Here is a 1,563-nt window from a genome sequence, read left to right on the forward strand (position 1 = left end):
ATGGAAAACTGGCCTGCATTGCCCGTGGAAACCTTCAAGCTTCTCAGTTGGGCAAGCGACTATTACCAGCATCCGCTCGGCGAATGCCTGTTCACTGCCCTGCCCCCAGCACTCAGACGAGGACGCATTGCAGAGGAAAAAAAGGATCAGTGGTGGCTGGCAATCGACAGCGGCTCGACGATTCCCGCGAATGCGCATAAACAAAAAGCCCTTTGGGATTGGCTGAACCAGCGATCCAACGGCGCCCCGACAACCGATATTCTGAGGGCGGGATTCAACCGGGCGCAACTCAAGGCACTGCAGGAGAAGCAACTGATCGAGGTTGTCTCGCCAGCCCGACCGGCGGATTTCAATGAAGCCCCCGAGCTGCTGGCCCGCCGACCCAGATTATCCGAGGCGCAGACATCTGCCGCAGACCAGCTGGCTAGCCCGAACGAAGGGTTTGCCGCGTTCCTTCTGTACGGCATCACCGGTAGCGGAAAAACCGAGATCTACCTTCATTACCTGAAAGAACACCTGGGAAATCAGGATCAGGCCCTGGTACTGGTTCCGGAGATCAATCTGACGCCCCAAACGGTCGCCCGATTCCAGCGCTATTTTGGCGCACGGATTGTCGTATGGCACTCAGCGCTGAACGACAATGAACGTCTGACGACATGGCTGAAAGTGCGGAACGGCGAGCCCGTTATCCTTGTAGGTACGCGATCGGCTGCTTTGCTACCGTTCACCAACCTGCGAACCATCATCGTCGATGAAGAGCACGACAGCTCTTACAAGCAGGGTGAAGGTTTTCGGTACTCCGGCCGGGACCTGGCCGTCTACCGCGCACACCTGAACAAATGCCCCGTAATTCTGGGATCCGCCACTCCGTCGCTGGAATCCGTTCATAATGCAGAGCAGGCCAAATACCATCTGGTAAAGCTTGAAGAGCGCGCCGGCAATGCTGCGCCCCCGGTCATCAGCTTGCTGGATATCCGGAGTCGCCCATTGGAGGGCGGCCTCTCCCGCCCTGCCTTGAATGCCATCGAACAGATTCTGGCAAAAGGTGAGCAGGCGCTGGTTTTCGTCAATCGGCGAGGGTTTGCCCCGGTCATGATGTGCTTTGACTGCGGCCACATGGTTGAATGCCCGCGCTGCGACACTCGCCTGACCTACCACCGCCGGGACCGGGCGATGAGATGCCACCACTGCGACTACCAGACGGCGGCGACCGAGCAGTGCCCAAAGTGCAAGAGTGAGGCCTTCAAACCGGTTGGGCAGGGCACCGAGAGAACGGAGGACATTCTTGCCACGGCTTTCCCGGATACACCGGTGGTGCGAGTGGATCGCGACAGCACGCAGCGCAAAGGCAGCATCCAGGGCATCCTGAACCAGGTAAACACCGGCAAACCGTGCGTGCTTGTGGGCACCCAGATGCTGGCGAAAGGACACGACTTCCCGAATGTCACACTCGTGGTGGTGGTAAACGCGGATGGTGGGCTGTTCAGCGTGGACTTTCGCGCCCCCGAGCAACTCATACAGACCCTTCTGCAGGTCAGTGGCCGCGCCGGACGGGGCACAAAG

Annotated in this window: 1 protein-coding gene; it reads left to right on the plus strand. The window is 59.1% G+C overall.

Annotation, left to right across the window (positions count from 1 at the left end):
* Positions 1-1,563 (plus strand): replication restart helicase PriA (gene priA / locus B2W52_RS01875; protein ID WP_286801073.1); only part of this gene is annotated, 1,563 nt, incomplete at both ends.

This window comes from Marinobacter sp. UBA2498, from assembly GCF_002341575.1.
Taxonomy (GTDB): Bacteria; Pseudomonadota; Gammaproteobacteria; order Pseudomonadales; family Oleiphilaceae; genus Marinobacter; species Marinobacter manganoxydans.